General features: G+C 49.7%; 21 protein-coding genes. 4 read left to right on the top strand and 17 right to left on the bottom strand.

What is annotated here, in order from left to right:
- A partial coding sequence (locus ACPV3A_RS06625; protein ID WP_426198486.1) for a PLP-dependent aminotransferase family protein occupies nucleotides 1–1,205 on the top strand: 1,205 nt, incomplete at its 5' end.
- A gap of 187 nt (nucleotides 1,206–1,392) precedes the next feature.
- Here ACPV3A_RS06625 and arsC read toward each other — a convergent pair.
- The 10 genes from arsC to ACPV3A_RS06675 form a co-directional block, all read right to left on the bottom strand.
- Nucleotides 1,393–1,812: an arsenate reductase (thioredoxin) gene (arsC, locus tag ACPV3A_RS06630; protein WP_426198487.1), complete on the bottom strand. Its 420-nt coding sequence runs from the start codon at nucleotides 1,810–1,812 to the stop codon at nucleotides 1,393–1,395.
- A 34-nt stretch (nucleotides 1,813–1,846) separates the two neighbouring features.
- On the bottom strand, nucleotides 1,847–3,142 hold the full coding sequence (locus tag ACPV3A_RS06635) for an arsenic transporter (RefSeq protein ID WP_426198488.1): 1,296 nt from the start codon (nucleotides 3,140–3,142) through the stop codon (nucleotides 1,847–1,849).
- Nucleotides 3,143–3,291: 149 nt separating this feature from the next.
- Nucleotides 3,292–3,615, bottom strand: a complete 324-nt coding sequence (locus ACPV3A_RS06640) for an ArsR/SmtB family transcription factor (protein ID WP_426198489.1) — start codon at nucleotides 3,613–3,615, stop codon at nucleotides 3,292–3,294.
- Between the two features lie 219 nt (nucleotides 3,616–3,834).
- Complete coding sequence (locus ACPV3A_RS06645; RefSeq protein WP_194541767.1) at nucleotides 3,835–5,421, bottom strand: sensor domain-containing diguanylate cyclase; 1,587 nt, start codon at nucleotides 5,419–5,421, stop codon at nucleotides 3,835–3,837.
- A gap of 364 nt (nucleotides 5,422–5,785) precedes the next feature.
- Entirely contained in the window at nucleotides 5,786–7,177 is a 1,392-nt protein-coding gene (locus ACPV3A_RS06650; RefSeq protein WP_426198490.1) for a sensor histidine kinase, read from the bottom strand.
- Nucleotides 7,162–7,830, bottom strand: coding sequence for a response regulator transcription factor (locus ACPV3A_RS06655; RefSeq protein WP_194541765.1), 669 nt, complete (start codon nucleotides 7,828–7,830; stop codon nucleotides 7,162–7,164). Before ACPV3A_RS06655 ends, ACPV3A_RS06650 begins: the two co-directional genes overlap by 16 nt.
- 30 nt (nucleotides 7,831–7,860) lie before the next feature.
- Nucleotides 7,861–8,628 (bottom strand): lantibiotic immunity ABC transporter MutG family permease subunit, encoded by a 768-nt coding sequence (locus ACPV3A_RS06660; RefSeq protein WP_194541764.1) that lies wholly within the window; start codon nucleotides 8,626–8,628, stop codon nucleotides 7,861–7,863.
- 25 nt (nucleotides 8,629–8,653) lie between these two features.
- On the bottom strand, nucleotides 8,654–9,385 hold the full coding sequence (locus tag ACPV3A_RS06665) for a lantibiotic immunity ABC transporter MutE/EpiE family permease subunit (RefSeq protein WP_426198492.1): 732 nt from the start codon (nucleotides 9,383–9,385) through the stop codon (nucleotides 8,654–8,656).
- A complete protein-coding gene (locus tag ACPV3A_RS06670; RefSeq protein WP_199341191.1) occupies nucleotides 9,382–10,077 on the bottom strand; it encodes a lantibiotic protection ABC transporter ATP-binding protein in 696 nt (231 codons plus the stop codon). Before ACPV3A_RS06670 ends, ACPV3A_RS06665 begins: the two co-directional genes overlap by 4 nt.
- A gap of 68 nt (nucleotides 10,078–10,145) precedes the next feature.
- On the bottom strand, nucleotides 10,146–10,637 hold the full coding sequence (locus ACPV3A_RS06675) for a NisI/SpaI family lantibiotic immunity lipoprotein (RefSeq protein WP_426198493.1): 492 nt from the start codon (nucleotides 10,635–10,637) through the stop codon (nucleotides 10,146–10,148).
- Between the two features lie 490 nt (nucleotides 10,638–11,127).
- Between ACPV3A_RS06675 and ACPV3A_RS06680 the strand changes: the two genes are divergently transcribed.
- Nucleotides 11,128–11,748 (top strand): putative glycolipid-binding domain-containing protein, encoded by a 621-nt coding sequence (locus ACPV3A_RS06680; RefSeq protein ID WP_426198494.1) that lies wholly within the window; start codon nucleotides 11,128–11,130, stop codon nucleotides 11,746–11,748.
- Nucleotides 11,749–11,979: 231 nt separating this feature from the next.
- Here ACPV3A_RS06680 and ACPV3A_RS06685 read toward each other — a convergent pair whose 3' ends face one another.
- A complete protein-coding gene (locus ACPV3A_RS06685; protein ID WP_194541759.1) occupies nucleotides 11,980–13,281 on the bottom strand; it encodes an NCS2 family permease in 1,302 nt (433 codons plus the stop codon).
- A gap of 195 nt (nucleotides 13,282–13,476) precedes the next feature.
- Between ACPV3A_RS06685 and ACPV3A_RS06690 the strand changes: the two genes are divergently transcribed.
- Complete coding sequence (locus tag ACPV3A_RS06690) at nucleotides 13,477–14,184, top strand: SOS response-associated peptidase (protein WP_220685980.1); 708 nt, start codon at nucleotides 13,477–13,479, stop codon at nucleotides 14,182–14,184.
- Nucleotides 14,185–14,390: 206 nt separating this feature from the next.
- Here ACPV3A_RS06690 and ACPV3A_RS06695 read toward each other — a convergent pair whose 3' ends face one another.
- The 4 genes from ACPV3A_RS06695 to ACPV3A_RS06710 all read right to left on the bottom strand — a co-directional run bounded on the left by ACPV3A_RS06695 (nucleotide 14,391) and on the right by ACPV3A_RS06710 (nucleotide 19,515).
- The gene (locus ACPV3A_RS06695) at nucleotides 14,391–14,678 is read right to left on the bottom strand and encodes a stage VI sporulation protein F (protein ID WP_113057116.1); all 288 of its coding nucleotides are present in this window, start codon (nucleotides 14,676–14,678) and stop codon (nucleotides 14,391–14,393) included.
- An 86-nt stretch (nucleotides 14,679–14,764) separates the two neighbouring features.
- On the bottom strand, nucleotides 14,765–16,816 hold the full coding sequence (gene recG, locus ACPV3A_RS06700) for an ATP-dependent DNA helicase RecG (RefSeq protein ID WP_113057117.1): 2,052 nt from the start codon (nucleotides 16,814–16,816) through the stop codon (nucleotides 14,765–14,767).
- 14 nt (nucleotides 16,817–16,830) lie between these two features.
- On the bottom strand, nucleotides 16,831–17,688 hold the full coding sequence (locus ACPV3A_RS06705) for a DegV family protein (protein ID WP_194541757.1): 858 nt from the start codon (nucleotides 17,686–17,688) through the stop codon (nucleotides 16,831–16,833).
- A 48-nt stretch (nucleotides 17,689–17,736) separates the two neighbouring features.
- Nucleotides 17,737–19,515, bottom strand: a complete 1,779-nt coding sequence (locus tag ACPV3A_RS06710; protein WP_426198496.1) for a DAK2 domain-containing protein — start codon at nucleotides 19,513–19,515, stop codon at nucleotides 17,737–17,739.
- 366 nt (nucleotides 19,516–19,881) lie between these two features.
- On the opposite strand from ACPV3A_RS06710, the gene rpmB reads away from it, so the two are divergent.
- Nucleotides 19,882–20,070, top strand: a complete 189-nt coding sequence (gene rpmB / locus ACPV3A_RS06715; protein ID WP_006209230.1) for a 50S ribosomal protein L28 — start codon at nucleotides 19,882–19,884, stop codon at nucleotides 20,068–20,070.
- 441 nt (nucleotides 20,071–20,511) lie between these two features.
- Here rpmB and spoVM read toward each other — a convergent pair whose 3' ends face one another.
- Together spoVM and rpe are read right to left on the bottom strand one after the other, a co-directional pair.
- A complete protein-coding gene (spoVM, locus tag ACPV3A_RS06720) occupies nucleotides 20,512–20,592 on the bottom strand; it encodes a stage V sporulation protein SpoVM (protein WP_034273235.1) in 81 nt (26 codons plus the stop codon).
- Nucleotides 20,593–20,752: 160 nt separating this feature from the next.
- The gene (rpe, locus tag ACPV3A_RS06725; protein WP_426198561.1) at nucleotides 20,753–21,412 is read right to left on the bottom strand and encodes a ribulose-phosphate 3-epimerase; all 660 of its coding nucleotides are present in this window, start codon (nucleotides 21,410–21,412) and stop codon (nucleotides 20,753–20,755) included.

The raw sequence follows: 21,412 nt of genomic DNA on the forward strand, positions 1-21,412 counted from the left end.
CCAAGTGGGGCGCCACGCCGAAGCATACGCCGAACTGGCGCCGTTACGCTGAGGGAGGAAATTTTCTGCCTAACCCCCCTTTTCTCCGCCGGATTCGGGAAGCGTTGGCGCATGATCCTTCTTTGATTGATTTTGCCAGCGGGGAGCTCGCCGGGGATTTGGCACCGATCCAAGAAATGAATACATTGATGAGCCAGAAACCCAGTCTGTCCTATTTCGGTTATGACAATCCGCAAGGATATGGTCCACTCAGACAAGCATTGGTTACCTATCTCAAAAAGTATCGCGGGATTCATACTACCGAATCGTCCATACTGATTACGTCAGGATCCCAGCAATCGCTGTATCTCATTACACAGTGCTTGCTGTCACCTGGTGACGCTGTGGCCATCGAGGATCCATCCTATTGTTATTCGCTGCCGATGTTTCAATCCGCAGGGCTCCGATTGTTCAGGCTCCCTGTCGATGAACGAGGGGTACAACCGGACGACATCCGCTCCCTGTACAAGAAACACCGGATCAAGATGATATTCATTAATCCGAATTTCCAGAATCCCACGGGCACCATTATGGACCATGAGAGAAGATCCCAGCTGCTTGATATGGCTAGTAAGCTGGGGCTACCGATCGTTGAGGATGATCCCTTCAGTTTAACGGCCTATCAGTGTTCTCCGCCTGTCCCCTTGAAATCGGTGGATTCCGTCGGCTCGGTATTGTACATCGGGTCTTTCTCAAAAATAGCCGCATCCGGCCTCCGCGTAGGCTGGATGGTCGCCCCGAATTCCGTGGTAGAGCGGCTTGCGGACGCCAGGCAGCAGATGGATTTCGGATTGAGCGTGGTGCCTCAAAGCTTGGCCGGACAGTTCCTCAATTCTTCCTATTTTGCTCCGCACCTGGACAGGCTAAGAGCAAGCCTGTTGTACAAGCGGGATTTACTGATCGAGGCCCTTCAGAAAGAACTTCAAGGCCTGGTCCATTTCCATGTGCCCGAGGGCGGCCTGCATCTCTGGTGCAAAATCGTTCCGGACGTGAATGACAGCAAGCTGCTGGAAACTTCCATTCAAAAAGGCGTAATTTTTGCGCCAGGCAGCGTGTACGGTTCCGCTTCCGGTTATGTGAGATTTACTTATGCCCGTGCCAGAGCCGAGGATATCCCATCCGGAATAACGAGGTTCGCGGAAGCTCTGCGCGCCACGATTCAATAGGCAGAACCGGCTGCTCTCTCCAGCCTGTGCTTTGTGGTAGCCACGGCGGCTATCAGTACCTGAACCTTGGATGAATCATAAAGGAGTTGTTGACAAAAAAGAACGCCCGCGAGTAGGGGCGTTCTTGGTATACCAGGATATCAGTATCTTCTCAAGGAAGCGTCCGGGCCCTGGCACAGTTTTCGTACTATTCCCCGGTTTCCGCAAATTGTTGAATACGCTCGCCGATTTGATCGCGTACGCGCTGGAAAACAGCCCATTTTTCTTCGTCGGTCCCCTGTGCCTTGGCTGGATCATCAAAGCCCCAATGCTCTCGGCGAACATGCGGAGGCATCATCGGACAACGATCGGCTGCATCGCCGCACAAGGTGACCACCAGGTTGGCTTGATTTAACAGCTCCGGGTCAATGATATCGGAGGTTTGACTCGAAATATCAATCCCCACCTCATTCATCGCTTTAACCGCATTCGGGTTTAGGCCGTGAGCTTCGATCCCCGCGCTGTAGACGTTCCAATCATTACCCAGATGTTTTATGGCCCATCCCTCAGCCATTTGGCTGCGGCAGGAATTGCCTGTGCACAAGAAGTATATCGTCTTTTTTGTCATATTGGTCCTCTCCCTTTCTCCCTTATCGCTTCAATCAAAGTATGGTTAACCAAATATATAAACCTAAGAGGGTTATAAACAATGTCGGAATAGTCAATATAATTCCGGTCTTAAAGTAGGTCCCCCAGCTGATCTTCACGCCTTTGGTTGAAAGGACATGCAGCCATAGCAGGGTTGCCAGCGAACCGATCGGCGTGATTTTGGGACCCAGATCGGAACCGATGACATTCGCATAAATTAACGCCTCACGGATGGCGGCCGAAGTGTTTGTCGCATCGATTGCTAACGCATCAATCATCACCGTCGGCAGATTGTTCATGATGGAAGAAATGATTGCAGCAATGAAGCCCATGCCCATGGTTGCGGCAAATATCCCTTGGTCGGCGATCTGCTGTATCACACTTGCCAGAAAATCAGTAAGACCGGCATTTCGCAAGCCATAGACCACGACATACATGCCGATCGAGAAAAAGACAATCGCCCATGGTGCGCCTCTGAGCACTTCCTTGGTCGGCACAGCCGGACTTTTTCTCGCCATCAGCAGAAAGAGTATCGCAATAACTCCAGCCACGATTGATACCGGAATCCCCGCAAATTCACACACAAAGTAACCGACCATCAGCATACTCAAAACAATCCAGGACAAGCGGAACATGGCAGGGTCTTGAATTGCCGTTGCCGGCTGCTTGAGCTCGCTCCCGTCAAACTTTTGCGGTATGCTTTTGCGAAAAAACAAGTAAAGCACAAGGACACTCGCCGCTAACGAGAAAAGATTGGGAACCAGCATTCGGCTGGCGTATTCGGTAAACGTAATGCCAAAGTAATCAGCCGATACGATATTCACCAGATTGCTGACCACCAGCGGGAGTGAAGTTGTGTCCGCAATAAAGCCGCTTGCGATGATAAAGGGAAACACCTTCTTCTCGTCGAAATGGAGCGCCCGCACCATGGCAAGCACAATCGGCGTTAAGATCAGAGCCGCACCGTCATTTGCAAAAAATGCGGAGACAACAGCGCCAAGAACCGATACATACACAAACATCCGGATACCGTTGCCTCGAGCGGCATTCGCCATATGCAAAGCAGCCCATTCGAATAAACCGATTTTATCCAGAATCAATGAGATGATAATAATCGCAACAAAGGCGAGCGTAGCATTCCATACGATTCCGGTGACATCCCATACATCCTGAAAGTCAACGACGCCAGCGAGCAGTGCCAGCACCGCACCTCCGCAAGCCGACCATCCGATGGATAGATGTTTAGGCTGCCAAATGACAAAAACCAAAGTAATTAAAAAAATGATGCTGGCCAAAACAACAGAAACCAATGTACAAACCCTCCAATAACCTAATGACCTTGAATACAGTTATGCTTGCTTCTCTTGATCAATATATAACTATATCCATATATAATAAATAATGAACATCGACTACCTCTGCCCCTCGAACCTCATTCATATTTCAGACGGACTATCGGTTAATCGCAGGAACAGTTTACGCTCTTATTTAGCGATGACAGAATTTCTTGAGCGCTTGGCATCTCATGCAACACCGCTTGAATATATGGCTTATCCTCAACATGCAAGGAATAATAAACCCATTGACCTCGTCTGGCTTCACTTACGATGCCTTGAGACTTAAGCTTTCTTAAATGCTGGCTGATTGCGGGCTGTGACATGTCGAATATTTCCACAAACTCGCAAACGCACCATTCTCTTTCCTTGAGGAGCGTCAACATGGTAAGCCTTGTTTTATCCCCAAGCAATTTGAGTTTCTCGGCCATTTCGTTCATATGCTCCATTAAGTTTCACCCCTTTAATGAGAAAAATAATATTCAACATACCGCATCCATATAACTTAATGCTTATATACTAATGGAAAGTGTTCCTGATTACAAGTGTGCAGATATATGTGCCGAACTCAGCTCCGAATCATAATAAAGATGACCCCTGATGAATTCAGAGGTCATCCCATCGGCTGCTTGTTCCCGGAGAGACCTGCCATGCCGATGGCTTGTACATTATGCCGATATCACTCCCGCAATCGTCCGGTTACGTCCTTCGTCCTTCGCCCGGTATAACGCCATATCCGCTGCCTGGAATACATCCTCTCGGCTGCCATGTTCAGGATACAAGGAGACGCCGATCGATACGGTAAGTGTTAGCGAATAAGGCGTTTTGGAATTCTGAATCGCATTGCGAATTCGCTCAGCCAAACGATAGGCTTCATCCATACTATGCTTCCGAAGAAGAATGACAAACTCCTCCCCGCCGAAACGAGAGCAGACCGCACCCTCTGGAACGCAATCGTTCATGACCGCCGCCACCAGCTTCAGGACCTGGTCGCCGGTTTGATGGCCATATGTATCGTTTACGCTTTTAAAATGGTCAATGTCCAGCATTAAAACAGCATATGGATCCCTAAGCGCTTCCCATGAATCAAGGCAGCGTTCCAGCTCTCGGCGATTGGACAGCCCCGTCAATGGATCCGTGATGGCTTCCTGCTGTAACGAAAGGGTCTGCTTGGCCAGCGATTCGGCAGCCACCCCCATGATCCGGTTCAATTGATCGGCTTCCCGATTCCAATGCGGCCGGAATTCCTGAGAAGACACCGTTTGTCCCGCTGCTACCATTTTCGTTAATTTATACAGCCGGGTAAACGGAGCGGCAATTCTTGCAGCCGTATAGGCGGCTATGACCAGCATAAGCACGATCGGAAAAAGCATGCTTCTCAGTTGGTCTTCCAAGTTGCGGTCGACATCGGCCAGAATGGAACTTACCGACGTCTGCATGACAATCCCCCAGCCATTCATTGCAACGCTGGCATAACCGGCCAAATAATCGTCACCATCCGTATTCATGACACGTTGCATGCCGCTCTCGCCGCTCATGAGCCGCTTTACCACGCCGTTAGAGCTTACGTCCTCCCCTACCCGGCTTTTATCCAGATGATAGAGCAGCCTCCCGCGGGCATCCACGATATAGGAGTAGGATTCTTCCTCATTCCCCGCACCGGAACCGAAGATCCGATGCAATATATTGTTCTCTTCCAAGTATATTGTGCCGGCAATCATACCGTGATACTCGCCGGAGCTGTCAAAAATCGGCTCGCTCGCAAGAACAATCCAGCGTCCGGCAGGCGTTCTATACGGTGCAGATATATAGGACTTTCTCTCCTGTAGCGCCTCCGTAGTCCCCTCCGTTTTTAATCGGGCCTGATTCAAATTATTCCCCACAGGAGAAACCACGCGAATGGTACCCGCTTGATCGGCCCAAAATACGGAGTTGAAATAAGGGCTGCTCTGCAGCATCAGATCAAAAATGACCTGCAGCTCCTTTTGATCGGATGCCGCGCTGGCCTCAATAGCCGGATTGTTGGCAGAGGCGCGAAGACTTTGGCGCATCCCTGAGAAAATCGCTTCAAGGGTAACCGCCATTTTTTGTGCGGAGGATAAATTAAGCGACATGGTGTTGTTGTATAAGGATCGTTTCTCGTTTTTATACTGGATATAGAACATAATCGACATCGTCATGAGAATGGATAATGAAACCAGCGCAGGCATAACCATGGCTAGACTGATTTTGATGCGTTGTTTAGGTATGTTCATGGAAGCTGTACCCCTACTCTTGATGAAATGATGCCGTATGAGATATACGATCTTTTCATATTACTTCACATACGTTTTCAAGTCCATATACGGAATAAGCGTTTTATGGGTAGGGTTCTGGTGCAATGCGGGATTTTCAACCGATCGTGTTTCTGTGGAGTGCTGGTTAAGAACCGAGGAGTAGTATCCATCAGCTCACCCGGGGAAAGTGTTTGCCCTGCTTGCTCTGGCTTCGATGTTGCTCCAAATAACATAATGTTTCTTCGGCATATCGGAAAGTCACACGATGAAGGGACTGCTCCGGAAATTAATTCGGTACAGCCCCTCCAAATCATGGCAAATCAAATAGACCGAAGCCACGGAGTCAGTGACTTCGATCGATGGGAATTCGAAATGTAACCTCAGCTCCACCCTGCCATTGAAGATTGCGAAGCGTTAAAGTTCCATGATGGAGCTTTGCAACATTGCTGGCAAAGGTCAATCCGATTCCGTAGTGTTCTGTAGCTGTGCGGCTCTTGTCTCCCATGTAAAACAACTGGGTAGCCTGCTCGAGGTCCTCAAGGGTAAAGCCCGGTCCGCTGTCAGTCACACGAAATGACAGGAGTTGGTCTCGCTTGATTAACGTGAGTCCTATCTTCCCTCCATTAGGCGAATAATCCACGGCATTTGTCAAGATATTCATCAATGCTCGATGAAGCAGCGCTTTGTCTATGTAGATCGTCGACTGTTCAATCTTCAATCCTTCCATAACATCGAATTCAAGCTCAATCCTCCGATGTCCGATATAACCCGTAAAGTCCTGAACGAGTTCATCTATAAAATCCTTAAGACAGGTCGGTTTCTTAATGATCGCCATGTCCTGCTCGGCCTTGGACAGTTGAATAAGCATGTTAACATAATGTTCGATCCTATTGCTCGCATTCAAGATATATTCGGTATATCCCGCATGCTCCTCGCTCTGTTCATCAAGATTTAACAGTTCGGCATTTCCTTTAATAATCGTTACCGGAATCTTGATATCATGGGCCAAGGCAGCGATTTGTTCCCGCTTTCGAGTTTCTGTTTTCCACTGCGCTTTCAGTGAGGCCTCTAACGCCTTTGCCATCTCCTGAAGGGAGGTCATGACATCATCGAATTCTTTAATCGGGGACCCCTGCGCTTCCAGACTCAGATCCTGGTTTTGAATGCTTCGGGTCAGCTCCTGTATACGGTCGAATTGGCGTTGAAGTCTCCTCGCGAACACCGAAGTGACAGCCAACACCACACCTATGATCAATACAATGCCCAGCGCGATGGTTGTCACTTCATAATCCGGAAAATGCTCCCTTAAAAACGGTGAGGTAAAGCGCGTACGAACCTTATAATGTAAAACAACGTATGCATCCTCTCTCTCAACGACCCGGTATACCGATTGTCCCTGGTAAGCCGTCCTGTTCTGGATCGCCCGAATGGCCGAGGACATTCCCGCAGCATCCAGTGATCCATCTACCACTTCAAGCGCAGGCTTTTTCAGCACAACGAACGGGATCTCATCGGGAACCAGCTCCCTCTTGAATTGGGGAGTTTCCTGTATCATCGACTCAGCTTCAAGCACGCGTCGTTCATCATAATTAGCGTTTACCACAAGCCCTGAATTAATGGCGAGCTGGTTTAGGAATACGCCTATAAGTACGATTGAAACGAGACACACGGTTAATGAAATGACGTATTTGAGCAGCTCTACACGTAGAGTTGTCTGTTTCAGTCGTTTTGCCATCGGTAGCCCACTCCCCAGACCGTCGAGATCGGAGACACTCCACACGCATTAAATTTACTGCGGATTGACCGTATAAACTCCGTAATCGTAGTAAACAGGGCATCCCCATCGATTCCATATATCTCTTGATGGATTTCTTCCCGGCTGAATACCCGCTCCTTTCGTCTGGCAAGCATTTCGCATATCTTATACTCATTGGGGGTTAACCGAACCTGTTGCTCCCCCACCCACACTTCTTTGGCGTCATAATCAAAAGTAACCCCCGCGACGGTCATCCTCGATACGTTCTTTTCCCGGGATTCCCTCCGCAAATGGGCATTTACCCGCGCACGCAGCTCTTTTACGCCAAACGGTTTTGCAATATAATCATCCCCTCCCGTCATCAAGCCGTTAACCACATCCTCCTCTTGGGATTTGGCTGTAAGAAAGAGAATGGGGCAGCTGACAAACCCCCGAATCCTCCTGCATAGCTCAAAGCCATCCACATAAGGCATCATGACGTCCAAAAGGATCAGATCGTATTCTTGAAAAAATTCTGGATTAATGTCTGTAACTTCCTGAAGGGTTATCACGACATGTTGGTCGCGATGCAAAATATTGGATATTAATGCTAAAATGTCAGAGTCGTCGTCAATCGCCAAGATTTTGGCCATTTCTATCACGTCTTTCCCTATAATAACAGCCTATTCATGCGCTTGCTTGCCTTCCCATCGGCGAAACCAGATCATACTTAAAACCAGACCGGCTAAAGTTAGCAAAGTCGCAAACACAAGCCCCTGCTTTAACTCATCTTGAACATAGTCCACCAATTCCATCGGCAAGGTTCCTTCTTGCAATAGGCCGGTTAACCCACTGAAACGAACTCCCCAGGCCCAAGGGACATACATCCATATCCCATCTCCCAACCCTGTCGCCATAAGTGCCGATAACAGAAGCCCTGCGCCTCCCAATAGAATCGAAGCACCCATTCCAAACATAAAGGCTGAAAAAAGTTGTACGATCCATATCAATAGACTGGAACCTGTAAGCCAAAGCCATCCGTAAAAGTAACTCCACAAAGGAATATCGGTCAAGTGCAATACCCATTTCATCCCTGCTACCCATAGTACTACAGCCAAAAGAATCGAAAAAGCCTCGAATAAAATCAAGAGCAGCAGCTTGCTCGTATATCCTGATAAGCGGGATGCGGAACCGCTAAGAAGTACTTGAAAGTGCCCTGCACGTCTTTCTTGGTAAACCATCAAGCCGGTGATCATCCCAAGAAGCAAGGGCAGTGCAACGCCGATGCTCTCCATGTAAAAGGAATACATCTGAAAAGAATCCATCTTTCTACCATGGAAGTAACCCAGAAAAAGCACTGCACATACGACTGGAATCGCAACATGAATCCATAAAATCTTGGTTCTTCGAAGCTTTAACAAATCCGCTCTTAAACATCTCCACAAACTCATACTCCTACTTTACCCTCCCTATTGTTTATGCGCTTTTTTGTGGTTCAAATCGCTGCATCGTCCATAAACATAGGAGTAGGGTCAGCAATATCGACAAACCGATTCCAATCGGAAGAACCTGCAACTCAAGAAGGGGATGTCCTTGTTCAAGCAAGGTTCCATTGGGATGTACCTTGACAACCGGAGACATCAGCCGAATGGACCAACTCCATGGACATGCCCACCATAACGTCCGAGCAGAGAGCAAAATTCCAAACCCCAATGCACACACAATGTTGAATCCCATGGCCAAGGCCGCTCCCCATTTCCGAGCCAGCCATAAACACAAAGGAATTTCCCAAAGCGTTGTGATCCAGAGTACCAAAACAGCCATAAGAGTCCTAACATTAACGATAAGCTCTCCGGATAACAGCATGCCGGCAATGCCCATTACAACAAGATAAACCATCATCGCAGCAAGGGAATAGATAGAAATTACTAACTGCTTCGCAAACCATATTTTTTTCACAGAAACCGGTAGCAGATAGACGCCGGAATAACTCGAAGCTCGCTGTTCCTTTTGATGTGTCAGGCAGCACCATAGCGCAATCGTGAGCGGCAGGAACAGAATGGACCACCAATTGATCGTATTGGATACAAAATACATGGGATTCATGATGAAAGAAAATGCCACATTTGCGAAAGGGACTAGGATAAGCAGCTTCAATGAGAATGTGCGTTTCAGTTTCAGATGTTCTGACCGAAGGAAATCCATCATTGTACTACCCCACCTCTGATCCTATGGGCAGCAACGACGTCCATAAATAACTGCTCCAAATTTTGTCCAGATTGGATCTCTCCCTGATATCCCAAAACGCCTTGGCTGATGATACCGATACGATCGGCGATTTGTTCAACCTCGGACAGTATATGGCTTGAGAGAATCACGGTCATACCTAGACGGGGGAAGGTACGAATAAGCTCCCTAAGTTCATGAATTCCAACCGGGTCCAAGCCGTTGGTAGGCTCATCCAGGATAAGCAACCGGGGACGATTCAGAAGGGCAATCGCTATACCTAGCCGCTGTTTCATCCCCATAGAAAATTGGCTTGCCGTTTTTTTGCCGGTATACTGAAGATCTACAATATTTAAAACTTCCTTGATCCGAGAGTCCGGCAGTCCGAGCAGCAGACTCCGAACCTTCAAATTTTCGAAAGCTGTTAAATTTTCATAAATGGGTGGGGATTCGATCAGCGCTCCGATTTGGCCAAGGTCCCGCCGACTCCAGATATGACCATCAAACCAAATGCTGCCGGATGTCGGCGTAATGATGCCGGTCAGCATCTTAAGTGTGGTGGACTTTCCGGCTCCATTAGGGCCGAGCAATCCATATATGGAATTTTCAGGAACCTGCAACGACAGCTCTTTTACGACTTTTTCCTTACCAAAGCTTTTTGAGACCTTCTTCATTTCTAACAATTGACCCTTCAACAATCATTCATCCTTTCATAATAAATGTTTCAAAGATGCGATAATCCCTAATCCCCCTGCACCATCTTGGCTTGAAAAAGCTTTTTGTTGAGCTCAATGATAATCAGGTCGAAACTGCCTTCAGGCTGCCGTTTGTATCGATAGGCGAAACCGTAGGTCAAAGGCTGTTTCTCTCGAATGTCTTTCGGATTGTAGTAAACATATGGCTTCTTTAGCTCCTCTTCTGTCCACCTCTTCCCCTCTTGATCCACATAATGCGTCTGCCCAATGAACCCTAGATACTCTCCCTTGGACTTCGGATTGACTTCATCCTTTAGTTCATACAGTCTTCCGCCAAAAACAACTCTGTCCAACTGGCCATCATCGATGAGCTGCTCAATGGTATATGAAGTATCCTCCTCGAGATCCAATGTAAAATGGGCGGTTTTTTCTGTTTCATCTATCACCTTTTGTGTGAAATCTTTCAGGCTCCCGCATCCTGTTAATAGAATAAATATGCTGAACGTCAAGACGAGCCAACGCTTGAAAGACTTCCCCATAAATCAAACTCCTTTCGTAAATCCATCTCATTTGTGGCTACGTTTGACTATAAGCGGTAATTATCAGAAAACTATCAAGAAGAAAAAAAAAGCTTACAACATATCTGGTGAAACTACCTAAAGTTCCTTTGTCTGAATTCGTATTTTGTCATACTCTGTATTTATCAGTTGCATAACAAACATATGTTTGTATATGATGGTGAAGATGAACGTCTCCACTGCAAACCTAGGAAGAGCTGCTGTCTGCAAGGACTGCGTCATTCTACCGCTTTTGCTTGATGCGCGGGAACGGGATATCCGCAGTTGGAGAAGCAGGGCGAGAAGCACAAGCGGTCACCCCCGCAATGGATTTAAGAGAGGATCAGAGCACGGCTCGGAACAAGGAAAAGGTACAACTGCAAGTATACGGGGACTAAGCAAATTACGAGGTAAACGAAGTTAAGGGAATGTATGCGCATTCATACTCTTTTGATAAAGGACGGGATCTCACATGAACGACAATATGCACGTTGAAGAAGAAATGAAACCAAACGGACTATTGAACACAAACTCGGATCAGCTCCTGCAGTCGCTGCTCTGGAACAGACACGATCTCCCCTCTCTGGAGCATGGTCGGCTCTATCGACATCATCACCGATTTACGCTCACCGGAATGGTCGTAGCCAGCCTGGAAGGCCGGCCGCTTCACTGCTCCTATGAGGTTGAAACCACCCGCAGTTGGCAGACCCGGAAGGTAAAGATTAAGCTCTCAATCGGCACGGAAGTTCAGTCCCTTCACCTGGAGCGGGATGATGACGGCCGCTGGTGGGACGGCGATACCGAGCTCACCGCATTTGCCGGCGTGACCGACATTGACCTCGGAATTACCCCCTCCACCAATTCCTTGCCGATCCGACGCTTGAAGCTGAGGCCTGGAGAGAGCGCGTCCATGACGGCCGTTTGGATTCAGTTCCCGAGTCTAACCATTGCCCCCCTTCCCCAGCAATATACGCGTACGGGCGAGTATACCTATCGTTATGAGAGTAACGATGGAGCCTATCAAGCGGATTTGGAGGTTGACGAGCACGGCCTCGTCACGAAGTACGCGGACGTATGGAGCCGAGCTCGCTGAGCCCGATGCGTCCATGGCCACCAGGAGCAGCATCCCTGTATCCGGACGAAAACAACAACCCGGAACCGTTGCAGCATCATCACGACCCGTTACAAGCAAGCCTCACGCTCATTTTCGGAGAAAATATCCATCGGCGAGAATTCGGTGTTCGGCTGCAATACTTTATCGGCATACACCAAAATCCCCTGCCAGGTCTGCTTAGACCTGGCAGGGGATTTTCACGTGTATAAATCAATGCGGGACAAAGACTAGCTGCAGTACGAACAGCACCGCAAAAATATACATCAACGGGTGAACCGCCTTCCACTTGCCCTTCACGATTTTCATCAGCGGGTATGAAATAAAACCGAGCGCGATCCCGGTCGCGATGCTGGACGTAAGCGGCATGGTCAGGATGACAAGAAACGCGGGGAACGCTTCATCAAAATCATTCCACCGGATGTGCTGAACGCTGCTCAGCATCAGGCAGCCCACTACGATGAGCGAAGGTGCCGTAATGGCGGATAACCCGGCAACCGCGCCGATCAGCGGACTGAAAAAGGCGGCAACCACGAATAATGCGGCCACGACGACCGCCGTCAATCCAGTCCGACCGCCTGCGCCAACGCCGGCTGCCGATTCAACATAAGCGGTGGTCGGGCTTGTACCGACCATGGATCCGGCCACGGTTGCCACCGAATCGGAGAACATGGCACGTTCTGCACGAGGCAGCTTGTTATCCTTCATCAGCCCCGCCTGCTCCGCCACACCAACTACCGTACCTGTGGTATCGAACAGCGTCACCAGGAGGAACGAGAACACAACGGCATAGAGCCCATGCCTGATCACATCCGAGGCAGCGGTAATCGGGTTCCATACCAAGATGCCTTCCGGCAGCGCAGGTACCGACATAATCCCGCTCGTAAAGGACAGCATATCGGCAAAATAAGCAATAATCCCGGTGATAATCATACCGATAAACAAGGCACCTTTCACATCKCGGGCCAGCAGCACAAGCGTAACCGCAAGTCCTACCAAGGCCAGTACAACCGATGGCTGGTGCAGATCGCCGAGCGCTACCAGATTGTCCGGATGCGCTGTAATGATGCCGCTCATCCGCAAACCGATAAAAGCAATAAACAGGCCAATACCGACCGTAATCGCATGCTTCAGATTCGACGGGATCATCTCAATCAGCCTGCGCCGCAGGGAAGTCATCGATAACACCAAAAACAGAATACCGGCTATAAATACCGCCGAGAAAGCTTCAATATACCCAAGTCCGGCGTGTCCCTGAACAACGGAATAGGTGAAGTAGGCATTCAAGCCCATCCCCGGCGCCACAGCGATCGGGTAGCGGGCTACAAGCCCCATCAGCAGTGTACCAATCACAGCGGCAATAATCGTAGCCGTGAAGCTCTGCTCAAAGGGCACACCTGCTTGCGATAGTATCAGCGGATTCACAACGGTCACATACGCCATCGTGAAAAACGTCGTGGCCCCGGCAACAACTTCTGTCTTAACCGAGGTACCGTTAGCTTTTAAATCAAACACGAAAAATCCTCCATTCATGATGCTCAGTCTGGCAATGAGCCAGACCCTTTGGTAAGTTAGGCAATATTTGATATACTCAAACACAAATGCACTGAAAATCTCTACGTAGCAAATTCGTTCTGAACTCATTAAAAATCTTAATTAGACAATCTATTCAAATCTTAAGCGACGGCAAATAACAGGAGGCTTGAAACGATGTGCGGACGCTTTACACTCACGGTCACTTGGGAAGAACTGATGACCAGATATCTCATCGATCCCGAATCGGTATCTCCCTTTCACATTCCCCGGTACAACATCGCTCCAACGCAGATGGTCACGGCGATTATTAACGACGGCAGCACCAACCGAATCGGTCAGCTGCAGTGGGGGCTTGTCCCATCCTGGGCCAAGGATTCCTCGGCCGGAGCCAAAATGATCAACGCGCGCAGTGAAACGCTGGAAGACAAGCCTGCCTTTAGGATGCCCTTTTATCGGAAAAGATGCCTGATTCCTGCAGACGGCTTTTACGAATGGCAAAAAAACGACAATGGCAAGCAGCCCTTTCGCATCGGCTTGAGGAACGGTGAAATATTCAGCATGGCCGGTCTGTATGATACCTGGATCACCCCGGGCGGAGATAAGCTCAGCACCTGCACCGTCATCACCACCGCACCCAATCAACTCATGGAGCCGATCCATAACCGGATGCCTGTCATTCTGAGACCCGCAGACGAAGCACTATGGCTTGAACGACAGACGTCTTCTCATTCCAATGATAGCAGCCCTTCCTTCCTGCAATCCCTCAAAGAGCTTCTGAGACCTTACCCCGCGGAGGAAATGCAGGCCGTACCGGTCAGCACCACCGTGAACTCCGTTAAAAATGACTCGGAGGATTGCATCCGCTCCATTACAGGCAGCTAAATCTTTCAGAAAGGTTCGGGATTCCTCTTCAATTTCCGCTTTTTCTGCTATCGATTGGAACATAAATCAAAAACTCCATTTGCGGAAGAACGTCAGGAACGTTTTATCCCTGCATATCCCAAATCAAAAGCCCCTGCTCATAAGGAGAAAACACTCCCGAGAGGGGCTTCTTCTATGCAAAGTCAATCCTTGATGTCATCCAATTGTTATCGAAACATACCCCACAGCTTGATCAAATGGAAGGTGTTGTTCGGATCGATGCGCTGTGCAAGCACGAATTGAACCATTTGCTGCTCCTGCGTGGAGCTCAGCTTTTCATTCAAGATGCCGCTGGCAGTCCGGATCAATTGATGGACTTTTGCGCTATTTTGAAGATCTGCCTTGGTCAACCCCTGAGTCAGCCCTTTAATTCTTTCCTTGACCGCCGGGTTTTTCATTTTTAGCTTGATTCGTTCAACCAGCTGCGGACTAATCCCGTACTGCTGATAACTCAATGTTGAAGCACCTCCAGTCATAAATGCTGCTACCTTTTTTGAGTATATGACGAAGGTCTGTCCATTGTGCCAACAGATTCATGTTATTAATCCATGATATCGCCCTGAAAGATCTTCTCCTGCTGCAAAAAGTCGCGTAATGGTTCATATTCAGGAGACGTCCAGAAGGAACTGTCGCTGACCAGAGCCGCTGCATCGCCCCTGGCCTCCTCCACTACTTTGAAGTCGGCGACCATGTCGGCCAGCCGGAACTCCGGCAGTCCGCTCTGCTTCGTACCGAAAAAGTCGCCAGGGCCCCGTAGCTCCAAATCCCTCCGGGATACCTCGAAGCCGTCCTCGGTTTCGGTCATAACCTGCATCCGCTCCTGACCCACTTCCGATTTCGGATCGGCCACAAGTACGCAATACGATGCATGCTGCCCACGGCCAACGCGGCCCCGAAGCTGGTGCAGCTGGGACAGACCGAAGCGATCGGCATCCATAATGATCATCAGGGTTGCGTTCGGCACATCGACGCCAACCTCAACGACCGTCGTGGAAATCAACAGCTGGACCTCATTGCTGTAGAATTGGCGCATGACCTCATCCTTCTCGGCAGGCGTCATACGGCCGTGCAGCAAGCCCACAGCATATGTAGGAAAGGCTTGCTGCATCTGGACATGCAAATCGATCGCATTCTGAACGTCCAGCTTGTCCGATTCTTCAATCAAAGGAGCAATCAGATATGCCTGACGTCCTTGATTTACTTCCCGGGAAATAAATCCGAGCACACGGTCCATGAGTTCATGTTTGACCCAATAGGTCGTAATGGGAATACGACCTTTCGGACGCTCTGACAGCGTGGATACATCCATATCGCCAAAGGCGGTAATTGCCAGCGTCCGTGGAATCGGCGTCGCCGTCATCGTGAGCACATCCGGGTTATAGCCTTTACGGCGAAGTACGCTTCGCTGATTCACGCCAAAACGATGCTGCTCGTCCGTTACGACGAGTCCCAGCTCCCGGAAGTACACATCATCCTGGATGAGCGCATGGGTGCCCACGACAACGTCCGTCAACCCCATCTGTAAGGAAGCCAGCAGGTCTTTACGCTTCTTCCCCGTTACGCTGCCCGTCAGCAGGCCGACGGTAATGCCAAAGGGCTCAAACAGCTTCTGCAGGGAACGCATATGCTGTTCGGCAAGAATCTCCGTCGGCACCATCAAGGCTCCTTGAAAGCCCGAGCGCACCGTTGTGAACAGAGCGATGGCGGCAACAATCGTTTTTCCCGAACCGACATCCCCTTGAAGCAAGCGGTTCATGCAGTAAGGGGAACGCATATCATGCAAAATCTCCAGCTCCACCTTCTTCTGCGCATCGGTAAGCTCAAACGGGAAGCTGCGCACGAACTCGCGGATCGTTGCATTGTCAGCCGTATGTACAACACCGTCCATCCGACTCCGATTTAGCGCGCGGAACGCCTGCATTTTCAATTGGAACAAGAAGAGCTCCTCGTACACCATCCGGCGCCGCCCTTCCTGACCTTCCCGGGAGTCAACGGGCTGATGGATCGTCATGATCGCCGCTTTACGCGGCATCAGATCATATTTCCTGAGCAAGGATTGCGGCAAAATCTCGGGAATCATCTCCCCGTATTGCTCCAATGCCTGTCCCATCGTTTTTCGGATCCAGGATTGCGTGATCTTCCCGCCGATGGAATACACCGGCTGCAGCGTTCCGCTGCGAAAGGCTCCCTTATCCGGGAACTCGGATTCGGACACCGTAAGCTGCATTCTGCGCTGATCCCACTTGCCCGTCAGCACGATCTCCCGGCCGGCCGTAAGCTGGTCTTTCAGAAAATGCCGGTTAAACCAGGTTGCGGTGAACATCCAGTTTTCAGCGAGCATTTTGCAGGTGAGACGGGATTTACGCCCGTAGCGCTGCAGTACCGGCACGCTCGCGATCTTGGCTTGAATGGTAATTTTGTCCCCGTCCTTGACTTCACTCAGGGAACGGAGCCGGTAATCCTCATACCGGAAGGGGTAATACTCCAAAAGATCCTTGACCGTAGAGACGCCAAAGGCGTGAAGCTCCCCCTCTTTCAGGGCGCTCACGCCGTTGATCTGTCTGACGGATATTTGATCGAGTTTGAGACTCATATCATCTACCTCACTTAAGCAGGCCATATATATGCTGCAATGGTTCCCGGTCCAACGTGCGTGCCGATAACCGGACCAATCTCGGAATACACCGTTTCCTCGATCGTAAACACAGCGGACAGCTGCTGCAGAAAATCCTCAACCTGAGCAGGGTCAGCTGTATGACCCACAGCCACTTTAATATTTTTCACACCGGATAGATCCTGTTGAAACAGCTCAATGATTTTGGCCGTCGCTTTCTTGCGACCGCGGACCTTGTCTACCGGAAAGATAATCCCTTCGCCGTCAATGGACAGGATCGGCTTAATGTTAAGCAGGGTGCCAAGCACGGCCGAAGCCTTGCCAATTCGCCCACCCTTCTGCAAATACTCCAGCGTGTCTACCAGGAAGTAGAGACGGCGCTTGGAGCGAAGATCCTCAAGCGACGAAATAATATCTGGAACAGCCGCAGCTTCTTGTGCGAGCTTCGCTGCATGAACCACGAATAGTCCGAAACCGTAGGACGCCGATTTGGAATCCCATACGGTGATATCCGCTTCTCCTTCGATTAGAGAGGTTGCAAGCAATGCGGACTGATACGTTCCGCTCAAGCCGGATGAGATGTGAATGGACACAATGGAGCAGCCTGGGTGCTGTTCCAGAATGGACTCATACACAGCTACAAAATCTGCGGGTGAAGGCTGGGAGGTCGTTGGAAGCTGGGGCGACTGCACCAGCTTTTTGTAGAACTCTCCCGGCGTGATTTCGACTCCGTCCAAATACGTATCTTCCCCGAACATAAGTCTCAGCGGCACAATATGAATGTTGTGTTGCTTCGCCAGGTCTGCCGGAATATCCGCTGTGCTGTCTGTCACAATAACGGTCTTATTCACCGGAACCCCTCCTAAAATGTACCTTGCATAATGTCAAAGCGTTGTTTATCAAGACTCAACGGAGAACAGATAGGAATAGATCGGCTGTCCGCCGTAGTGTACCTCAACCTCTGCGTTAGGGTATTGCTCGCCGAGCCACTCCGTAAGTGCGTTGGTCGATTCTTCGCTTGCGTCCGCCCCGGTAAGCAGAGTCACGATTTCATCGCCGGACTCCAGCATTTTACCCAGCAAATCCTGGGAGGTCGTAATCAAATCCTCATTCGCTGCAACGATATTGGAATTGCGAATGCCGATGAATTGACCGGCCTTGATCTCCAGATCATCAATCGTTGTGTCCCGAACGGCATAGGTTACCTGACCTGATTGCACACGAGTGATCGCATCCAGCATGTTGTCGGTATTCATATCCGCATTCTCATCTTCCTGGAAAGCAAATGCAGCCGCGATCCCCTGCGGAATCGTCTTGCTCGGAATGACCGTTACGCTGCGCTCGCCTTCGAGAAGCTCTCTCGCCTGCTGGGCAGCCAGCACGATGTTGGAGTTGTTCGGCAGAATGTAAATCTGCTGAGCCGAGATCGAAGAAATCGCATTGACAAAATCCTCGGTGCTCGGGTTCATCGTCTGTCCTCCGGAGAGAACGACGTCAACGCCCAGACATTTGAATATGTCAGAGATGCCTTCCCCTGACGATACCGCAATGAAACCGTATGGTGCGATCTCGTCTGCCGGAGGAACAGCCGGAGCTTCCGGTGTTACGGTCTCTGCCGGAATATCCGCAAACAACTCGGGCATCGGTGCGATGTCCATTCCCGTTGTCAGCAAATCACGGTGCTGCTCGCGCATATTCAATATATGAATCTGGGTAATTTCTCCATACAGTAGTGCCAGGTTCAACACTTCGCCCGGAGCCTTGGAATGCACATGAACTTTGATGGTCTCGTCATCGGCGATAACAATGATGGAATCACCATTCACTGCAAGCGCTTTCCGGAACTTATCTTCATCAAAGTCTGCACCCGTTCCTTCCCCGAGCTGCCTATTAATAAAGAATTCCATGTCGTATAAAAATTCAATGTCCTCTGTGGACAGTCTGGACTGGGCTGAGGCCGGAGCTTGAACCGCCGAGAAGTCAGGAACCGCTTGGAAGGCCGGTGCCTTGCTGCTCTGTTCAGCTTGTCCTTCCGCAACAGCAAACGATCCGGACGGAGCGTCTTTTCTCAGCACCTGCAAGAAACCTTCATAAATGTAAACCAGGCCCTGGCCACCCGAATCCACAACGCCAACCTGCTTCAGAACAGGGAGCATATCAGGCGTCTGGGACAGTGTTTCTTTGGCTTTGGCCAACACCTGCTCCATCAATTCCACGATATCGTTGTTGCGGCGGGAGAAATAGACCGCATGCTTGGCCGCTTCTTTAGCTACGGTAAGGATGGTGCCTTCAACAGGCTTCACGACAGCTTTATACGCAGCTTCTACGCCTGTCTGCAGTGCTGCGGCGAATTGATGAGAATTTAGTTCTGTATAAGGTGCCGCATATCGGCTGAAACCGCGGAACAGCTGGGACAGAATAACCCCCGAGTTCCCTCTGGCTCCCATCAGAAGCCCCTTGGATAGCACACCGGCACTATGCCCGACGGACTCCGAGTACTTACTCTTCAGTTCTGCCACACCTGCCGTCATCGTCAAATTCATGTTGGTCCCCGTGTCGCCGTCCGGCACCGGGAACACATTCAGGGAATTGACGTGTTCTGCATGCTGCTGCAGCTGCTCCGCTCCGGCTAGGACCATCGCGGTAAATTCTGTTCCATTCAAAGAACGCTTACTCAATGAGAATTCCCCTTCCTGGCTTGATACCCATAACACTACTTGTTGTAAATTTCATATCTATTTCATAGCTTATAGCTGACGAAATGCCCAGGCAGTAAATAAAAGACTTACCGTGATTAATGGATCATAAATCTAGGTTGGGCTATCCTCTCGTCCTCTACGCTTTCCGGCGGTTCCCAAGCCTCTTGAGAGCCCTGCCGAGCAGCCCACGAACTATTTCTTCGGAAATATTATGGACTAATCAACATTGTACTATAATGGCAAAGAGAAATAAATGTTTTTAGGACAGTTGACGGAGCAATTTTTACTGTGATATTATATTTAAGTATTGTTTCATGCAGGGTTAGGAACAAGGAGGTGTAATGAATGGCTCGCAAATGTTATGTAACTGGCAAGAAACCAAGCAGTGGTAACCATGTTTCTCACGCTAACAATCACAACAAGCGTTCTTGGGGTGTCAACGTTCAAAAGGTTCGCATTTTGGTAGATGGCAAGCCAAAACGTGTATACGTCAGCACTCGCGCTTTGAAATCCGGTAAAGTGACTCGCGTATAATCATCTTGTGTTATATGAAGAAAAACTTCTTAATCTCCAGGCACCATTTGTGGGCGATCCGGGACAAGGAAGTTTTTCTTGCGTTTAGATACATATTCTTCTTCTAAACAAAAAGCACCCTTAGCAGTTAGCAGGTGCTTTTTTTATTTAGATATAAGAAAAATGAAAGAGCAAAACTTCCGCTTTCTTATATCGCAAGAAAAACTTCCGGTCGAACGCGGTCTGTCCTCGATAAGTACGTCGCTAGACACTCTTCTTTTGATATAAGAAAGCGAAGGAGGACTAACGCGTTTTTTGGCTTTCTTATACCGCAAGAAAACTTCCGCATACAGATGCGGTATGTCCTCCATGCGCTCTATCGGAGTGTTCTTGCCTCTTTCCCCAGAACCGGCTAGGCGGCGTCAGTCCCAGGCGGAGGTTTTGTTACGCCGGGACAAGCTGTCAGCTCTTGTGAAACGTATTTAAGATGGCCTTCACAAAACCTCCCAAAAACTTCGGCAGCTTGAACGTATAGAATTTCATGTCTCACCCTCCCCATCATTCTCATGCCTTCCTAGATTATGTTATGCACCAAGCCCTTAGATGTGAACACAGACAAAAAAGGCTACATGAGAACCCAGCTCATGTAACCATATTTATGCGGGAACCCCGCGCCCTATGCATCCCGTTGCTCACGTTCTGGTCAAGATGTTACGCTGTCACGGATTTTGGCAATGGCTGCCGCGCGATCCGGCATGCCGAATACCGCGCTGCCCGCAACCAGGACATCCGCTCCCGCTTCCACCACAAGCGGCGCTGTCTCCGCTGTAATGCCGCCATCCACTTCAATATGGATATTCGGGTAGTCGGAGTTAGAAATCCATTCACGCAGCTGTGAGATCTTGTTTACCGTCCGCTCGATAAAAGCCTGTCCGCCAAACCCCGGGTTCACGGTCATTACCAGTACCAAATCCAAGTCAGGAAGCACTTCCTGAAGGACATGGGCCGGCGTAGCCGGATTGATCGCGACGCCGGCCTTCACGCCAAACTCTTTGATCAGATGGATGACGCGATGAAGATGCGGGCAGGTCTCGGCATGAACGGTGATCAGATCGGCTCCAGCCTTGGCGAAGTCCGCAATATACAGCTCCGGCTGCTCAATCATCAAGTGCACATCAAGCGTCAGGCTCGTATGGGGCCTGATCGCTTGGACGATCGGCGGCCCCAGCGTAATATTGGGTACAAAGTGTCCGTCCATAACGTCCACATGAATCCAATCGGCTCCGCCGGCCTCAGCCTCTTTAATTTCTTGTCCCAGCTTCGCAAAATCCGCTGACAATATGGATGGGGCAATTTTTATCAT

Origin of the sequence: Paenibacillus sp. Dod16 (genome assembly GCF_049893405.1) — a bacterium.
Lineage (GTDB): Bacteria > Bacillota > Bacilli > Paenibacillales > Paenibacillaceae > Paenibacillus_AQ.

Bases quoted from the DNA above. Each gene is read 5' to 3' on its own strand.
- ACPV3A_RS06670 (WP_199341191.1), bottom strand. From the start codon at position 10,077: ATGAAGAAGGTCTCAAAAAGCTTTGGTAAGGAAAAAGTCGTAAAAGAG.
- arsC (WP_426198487.1), bottom strand. From the start codon at position 1,812: ATGACAAAAAAGACGATATACTTCTTGTGCACAGGCAATTCCTGCCGC.
- ACPV3A_RS06650 (WP_426198490.1), bottom strand. From the start codon at position 7,177: ATGGCAAAACGACTGAAACAGACAACTCTACGTGTAGAGCTGCTCAAA.
- rpe (WP_426198561.1), bottom strand. From the start codon at position 21,412: ATGATAAAAATTGCCCCATCCATATTGTCAGCGGATTTTGCGAAGCTG.
- spoVM (WP_034273235.1), bottom strand. From the start codon at position 20,592: ATGAAATTCTATACGTTCAAGCTGCCGAAGTTTTTGGGAGGTTTTGTG.
- ACPV3A_RS06655 (WP_194541765.1), bottom strand. From the start codon at position 7,830: ATGGCCAAAATCTTGGCGATTGACGACGACTCTGACATTTTAGCATTA.
- recG (WP_113057117.1), bottom strand. From the start codon at position 16,816: ATGAGTCTCAAACTCGATCAAATATCCGTCAGACAGATCAACGGCGTG.
- ACPV3A_RS06665 (WP_426198492.1), bottom strand. From the start codon at position 9,385: ATGATGGATTTCCTTCGGTCAGAACATCTGAAACTGAAACGCACATTC.
- rpmB (WP_006209230.1), top strand. From the start codon at position 19,882: ATGGCTCGCAAATGTTATGTAACTGGCAAGAAACCAAGCAGTGGTAAC.
- ACPV3A_RS06640 (WP_426198489.1), bottom strand. From the start codon at position 3,615: ATGGAGCATATGAACGAAATGGCCGAGAAACTCAAATTGCTTGGGGAT.
- ACPV3A_RS06675 (WP_426198493.1), bottom strand. From the start codon at position 10,637: ATGGGGAAGTCTTTCAAGCGTTGGCTCGTCTTGACGTTCAGCATATTT.
- ACPV3A_RS06660 (WP_194541764.1), bottom strand. From the start codon at position 8,628: ATGAGTTTGTGGAGATGTTTAAGAGCGGATTTGTTAAAGCTTCGAAGA.
- ACPV3A_RS06680 (WP_426198494.1), top strand. From the start codon at position 11,128: ATGAACGACAATATGCACGTTGAAGAAGAAATGAAACCAAACGGACTA.
- ACPV3A_RS06690 (WP_220685980.1), top strand. From the start codon at position 13,477: ATGTGCGGACGCTTTACACTCACGGTCACTTGGGAAGAACTGATGACC.
- ACPV3A_RS06645 (WP_194541767.1), bottom strand. From the start codon at position 5,421: ATGAACATACCTAAACAACGCATCAAAATCAGTCTAGCCATGGTTATG.